This is a genomic window from Corallococcus sp. AB045 (assembly GCF_003668895.1).
In the GTDB taxonomy this organism is placed as follows: domain Bacteria; phylum Myxococcota; class Myxococcia; order Myxococcales; family Myxococcaceae; genus Corallococcus; species Corallococcus coralloides.
The window spans coordinates 1-5,171 of record NZ_RAWN01000352.1; the positions used below are offsets into that span (position 1 = coordinate 1).

Genomic DNA, 5,171 nt, shown 5'->3' on the forward strand with positions numbered 1-5,171 from the left:
CGGGGGCGGCACGGTGACGGCCAGGTCCGCCAGGGACGGCGGCGCGGCGGGGTCCGGCGCGGGCGTGGCGAGCGGCGCGGCGACGCCCCGGTGGCCGCGCGTGCGCGCCACGAGCCAGCGCACCGCGCCCAGCAGCGCCAGGGAGAGCAGCAGGTAGACGGCGACGCCCATCCACGTCCACGCGAACACGGCGACGATGAACGCGGAGGGGATGATGCGTGTCACCACCCAGGACAGCAGCAGCGGCACGCACAGCGCCGTCAGCAGCACCTTGCCGGCGGTGCGCCAGGCCCGGTTCGTGGACGTGTCGCGGAAGAGGCGCCGGTACAGGTAGACGTGGACTTGGACCGACGCGACGCTGACGAGGAGGATGAACAGGATGATGCGCAACGGGCTTTCCACCATGGGAGGCCCATCCTCGCGCGCATGCGCCACGGCGCAACCGGCATGCGCGTGAAGAAGCGTGAAGCGGCAAGGGGCTCCGAGCCTGGGGGCCCCGCGTCCGGCGGCCGGCTACTTCTGGCGGGTGCCCAGCGCGGCGCCGATCTGCTGCCACTCCTGGGCGTAGGTGCCACGGGAGAAGGCGCGCAGGTCGTCGCCGGTCACCGTGCCGCGGGAGAGCGCCGTGTCGAGCGCCTTCACGATGGCGTTCTTGTGCGGCTGCTCCACGTACGGGTTGTCCTCGCGGAAGACCTCGCCGAAGAGCGACTCCAGGCGGCCGTCCTGCTTCAGCCGCTCCACGATGCGGTTCTGCGACACGGGCGCATCCGCGTGCGCGTGCAGCATGGCGGAGGCGATGCCGCTCTGCGCGTCCGCGTCCGGGAACTCCGCCAGGAGCCCCAGCTCCATGTCCGCCTGGGCGATGGACTCCGCGTCCGCCGGAGAGACCGGGGCCTTCACGGCCTGCGACTGCGCAGGCGTGGGGCGCGCAGGGGCGGGGCGCGCGGGTTCGAAGTCGCTGCGGCCCTGGAAGGAGCGCACGTTGGCGTTGGCGGGCGTCCGGCCCTGGGCTCCCGGCTTGCTGTCACGCGTGGCGTCGCTCCGCTCGGACCGCTCGAACTCCGAGCGCTTCGGGGGAATGGACGGGCGATTGCCACCATCGACGCGAGACATGGGGGGACTCCAGGCGCGGGGGAAGGCCCGTCGCGATACTCACGCCGGGTTGCGCACCTACATCTGTTATCGGGCTGTCCTTCCCCAGGGTTGCGTAGCCCCCCGGTCCACAGGCTCCGTCCGGCCGCCCGCATGCCGCGTCAGAGCCCCCTCCCAATCCTGGATCATCCGGCCTTGGCCGCCTTCCGTCCCGGCCAACCCCTTGATTCCAGGGGGCTTTCATCCCTGACGGAAATCCGGCGTTTCGCCGCGATGCGTTACCCGGGGGACGAGAAGATTTCTTCGAGGCCGGCCGGGAGGCTGGTCTGCCACGCGGGGTAATTATGGCCCCCGCTGTAGGTCCGGTACGTGGCGCGGTGCCCGGCCGCCTGGAGCAGGGGCAGGAGGCGCTGGTTGCCGTCCTGGAGGCCCTCGAAGCGGCCGCAGTCCATCCAGACATGGAGGGGCGGCTGGCCGATGCGCCGGGCCAGGTCGAAGACGACCATGTCGGTGCCTTCGATGGAGAAGGCGCCGGACTGGGACAGGACGTGGCCAAAGACGTGCGGCAGGCGCTGGGCCGCGTAGAGCGCCATCAGGCCGCCCAGCGACGAGCCCAGCACCGCGTGCGCGCCCGGCGTGCGCTGCTCATCCACCAGGGACAGGTGCTCGCGGGCCAGGGGGAGCACGCGCTGGTGCAGGAAGGCCACGGTGGCTTCGCTGCACGCGTACTCGGTGGTGCGGGCCGGGCCGCCGTTGGACACGAAGGCCATGGCCACCGGGCGCATGCGGTCCGCGGCGATCAGGTTGTCCACCACCACGGGCAGCTGGACGCGCTGGAGGTAGTCGTCGCCGTCCAACACCACCATGAGCGGCACGGGGCCTTTCACGGGCGGCGCGTAGAGGGCCACCGCGCGCTTGCTGCCCACGGCCCACTCGTGCGTTGCCACCTGGTGGCGCGTCACGCGGCCCTTCGGCACGTTCCGGAGGCGCTTGCCCAGCGGTGTCGCTTCGCCCTTCGGCATCCAGAAGCAGTGGTTGAAGTCACCGAAGCCGTTGTCGGAGCGGCGCGGGTTGAAGGCGTCGCGCACGCGGCGGCCCTTCGTGTCCTGGAGCGCGTATTCGACGTAGGCGTCCTCGGGCAGCGCCAGCGAGCGCGCCCACAGCCCCTTGCCCACGCGCTCAAGCGGCAGGGGCGTGCCTCGCCAGTCCTGGAAGTCTCCCTGGAGGAAGACCTGTCGGGAGCCCTTCCACACGAAGGTGGCGGTGTCTCCGTCGATGAGCGGCGTGCCCTCTTCGCGCGCGCGGGCTTCCAGCGTCCGGGTGTCGTCCATGCGTGGCTCGAAATGTATTAGGGGGACAGCAGGTCGCGCAGCGCTCCGGTCAGGTCCGGGTGGCGGAACTGGAAGCCCGCCTCCAGCGCGCGCCGGGGCATCACCCGCTGGCCCTCCAGCGCCACGCGCGCCATCTCTCCGAAGCGCGCCTTGAGGACGATGCCCGGCACCGACAGCGCCGCGGGCCGCTCCAGCACCGCGCCCAGCGTGTGCGCGAAGGTCGCGTTGGTGACGGGCTCCGGTGACGTGGCGTTCACCGGGCCGGACAGCGTGGGGTGCTCCAGCGCGAAGCGCATCAGCTGGAAGAGGTCTTCTCTGTGGACCCAGCTGACGTACTGCTGTCCGTTGCCCACCTTCGCGCCCGCGCCCATGCGGAACACCGGCAGCATCCGGTGCAGCACGCCGCCCGCCGGGTGCAGCACCACGCCGATGCGCAGGCGCACCGTGCGGATGCCCGCCTCCTCCGCGCGCACGGCCTCCGCCTCCCAGCCCTGGCACACATGCGCGAGGAAGTCGTCGCCGGGCGCGTCCTCCTCCGTCAGCGTCTGCCCCGCCCGGGCGCCGCCGTAGAAGCCCACCGCCGACGCGCAGACGAAGTGGCGCACGCTGCCCGCCTGCTTCATGGCCTCCACCAGCACGCGGGTGCCCTCCACGCGGCTGAGGTGGATGCGGTGCTTCGCCTCGTGCGTCCAACGTTGGTCCACCGGCTCCCCGGCCAGGTGCACCACGCCTTCCGCGCCCGCGAGCGCGTCCGGCGACATCGGCGTGCTCCCGTCGAAGTATGAGCCCGTGACCCCGGCGGGCAGCCGGCCGAGCGCGTGTTCCACGCTCCGGCTGAGCACGTGCACCGTGTGGCCGGCCTCCAACAAACCTTGGACAAGGCCTGGACCGAGGAAGCCGGTGGCGCCCGTGCAGGTCACCCTCAAGGGTGGGCCTCCTTTTCTCGGTCCGCGGTCAGGTCCTGGCCCACCAGCTCTCCCAGGGCGGTGAAGAAGCGGGCCTGCTCCTCCGGCTTCATGCGCCCGGAGTGGCGGTAGACCGGCGCGCCCTCCGCGTCCAGCAGCATCACCGTGGACGTCTTGGTGGGCAGCTTCAAGGGCGGCTGGCCCAGGGTGCCCTTCAGGTCCACCAGGATGGGCACGCCGGCCTTCTTCTCCTCGTCACGCACGTACGACAGGGCGATCCCCCGCGCGGGAAAGAAGTCGTATTTCTCCAGATTGGCCACCGCGACCACGAACGCGCTCTTCAGGAGGCCACGCTCGCGTCCCCGGGTGAACAGCTCCGCCTTCAGAGGGGCGTTGAGTGTCGTGGAGTCCTTGTCCTCGTAGAAGAGGATGACGGGTTTCCCACGCCAGCGCGCCAGCTGAACTCGCTCTCCGCTGCTGGTGCTTAACGTCGCGTCCACGGGCTCCGGAGCCGGGGCGGCGCCACCCGCGCTTCCCGCTGCCAGGGTCACCGTCAACGCGCCTGCGATCCACGCCTTCATCGGGAGTCTCCGTGTACAAGGTTTTTGCAAACCTTAGACATAGCCTTGACAATCTCTGGACGCAAACGCTACCTCTAGGTGAGAAGGCTGCTGCCGTGCTCCCGACTTCGGAGATCCGCTGTATGGCCACCCTGCTTCCCAACGTGCAGCAGACCTCCGCCGGAGCAGCACACCCTGAACAAGCCTGGTTGCAGCTCGTGCAGGCGCAGGTGGAGGCCGCGCTCGCGCAGCTGTTCGAGCTGCCGGATGAGCAGGCCCTGGACGCACGTTGGACACACGCGGCGGCGCAGGCGAGGGCCTATGCGCTGCGGCCGGCGAAGCGGCTGAGGCCGGCGCTGGTGCTGGCGGGGCACGGGCTGGCGCGCGGGAGCACCGCGGTGCCTCTGGGGCTGTGGCGCTTCGCCGCGGGGTTGGAGCTCTTGCACACGTTCCTGCTCATCCACGACGACGTGGCGGATCAGGCGGAGCTGCGGCGGGGCGGGCCGGTGCTGCACCGGATGCTGGCCCCGGGCCGTCCGGGCGAGGACCTGGCGGTGGTGATGGGGGACCACCTCTTCGCGCGCTCGCTGGAGGCGATGCTGGAGTCGGGGCTGCCGGGAGCGTCGAGCGTGGCGCGCTACTACCTGGGCGTGTGCCGGCACACGGCGGCGGGGCAGTACCTGGACCTGGACCTGGCGCGCGTGCCGCTGGCGGAGATGTCGCTCTTCCAGACGCTGCGCGTGGCGCACCTCAAGACGGCGCGCTACGGCTTCTGCGCCCCGCTGGTGTGCGGCGCGATGCTGGGCGGCGCGGACGCGGGGCTCCTGGAGGGACTGGAGCGGGTGGGGCGCTCGGTGGGCCTGGCGTACCAGCTGCGCGACGACCTCATCGGCCTGTTCGGCGACGCGGCAGTGGCGGGCAAGGCGTCCGACGGCGACTTCGTGCAGGCCAAGCGCACCTTCCCGGTGGTGGCCGCGTACGTGCGCGCCACGCCCGAGGGCCGCGAGGAATTGGAGCAGCTGTGGGCGCTGCCGGTGGAGTGCAAGGACGACGCGGCGCTCGCCCGTGCGCGGGAGCTGGTGGAGCACTTCGGCGGCCGTGCGGCGTGTGAGCGCGCGGTGGAGCGGGCGTCGCGTGCGGCGCGGCGGAGCCTGCAGGGGCTGCCCAACCCCCATGGCCTGAGGGACCTGCTGGACTCCCTCATCACCCGGCTGTCGCGTCGCGCTTCCTGAGGACACCGTCATGAGCGCACAGGGCAAGCGGGTGGTGGTGGTGGGCGCGGG

5 protein-coding genes and 1 pseudogene are annotated in these 5,171 nt (G+C 71.6%); 1 reads left to right on the forward strand and 5 read right to left on the reverse strand.

All coding sequences use genetic code 11. The features are described 5' to 3' along the window. The 5 genes and pseudogenes from D7Y21_RS40215 to D7Y21_RS40235 form a co-directional block, all read right to left on the reverse strand. Positions 1-405 (reverse strand): annotated as a pseudogene (locus D7Y21_RS40215) (metallophosphoesterase); the annotation flags it as partial. Between the two features lie 108 nt (positions 406-513). After that, the gene (locus tag D7Y21_RS40220; protein ID WP_121718532.1) at positions 514-1,113 is read right to left on the reverse strand and encodes a hypothetical protein; all 600 of its coding nucleotides are present in this window, start codon (positions 1,111-1,113) and stop codon (positions 514-516) included. A 257-nt stretch (positions 1,114-1,370) separates the two neighbouring features. Beyond that, the gene (locus tag D7Y21_RS40225) at positions 1,371-2,423 is read right to left on the reverse strand and encodes an alpha/beta hydrolase-fold protein (protein ID WP_121718533.1); all 1,053 of its coding nucleotides are present in this window, start codon (positions 2,421-2,423) and stop codon (positions 1,371-1,373) included. 17 nt (positions 2,424-2,440) lie between these two features. Further along, positions 2,441-3,349, reverse strand: coding sequence for a TIGR01777 family oxidoreductase (locus D7Y21_RS40230; RefSeq protein WP_120562239.1), 909 nt, complete (start codon positions 3,347-3,349; stop codon positions 2,441-2,443). Next, on the reverse strand, positions 3,346-3,909 hold the full coding sequence (locus D7Y21_RS40235) for a hypothetical protein (RefSeq protein WP_120562238.1): 564 nt from the start codon (positions 3,907-3,909) through the stop codon (positions 3,346-3,348). The genes D7Y21_RS40230 and D7Y21_RS40235 overlap by 4 nt, the downstream gene beginning before the upstream one ends. A gap of 122 nt (positions 3,910-4,031) precedes the next feature. Between D7Y21_RS40235 and D7Y21_RS40240 the strand changes: the two genes are divergently transcribed. After that, positions 4,032-5,120: a polyprenyl synthetase family protein gene (locus D7Y21_RS40240; RefSeq protein WP_120562237.1), complete on the forward strand. Its 1,089-nt coding sequence runs from the start codon at positions 4,032-4,034 to the stop codon at positions 5,118-5,120. Positions 5,121-5,171 lie beyond the last annotated feature (51 nt).

Excerpts from the sequence above, each read along its gene's own strand:
- D7Y21_RS40220 (WP_121718532.1), bottom strand. The coding sequence starts at position 1,113 with ATGTCTCGCGTCGATGGTGGCAATCGCCCGTCCATTCCCCCGAAGCGC.
- D7Y21_RS40240 (WP_120562237.1), top strand. The coding sequence starts at position 4,032 with ATGGCCACCCTGCTTCCCAACGTGCAGCAGACCTCCGCCGGAGCAGCA.
- D7Y21_RS40235 (WP_120562238.1), bottom strand. The coding sequence starts at position 3,909 with ATGAAGGCGTGGATCGCAGGCGCGTTGACGGTGACCCTGGCAGCGGGA.
- D7Y21_RS40225 (WP_121718533.1), bottom strand. The coding sequence starts at position 2,423 with ATGGACGACACCCGGACGCTGGAAGCCCGCGCGCGCGAAGAGGGCACG.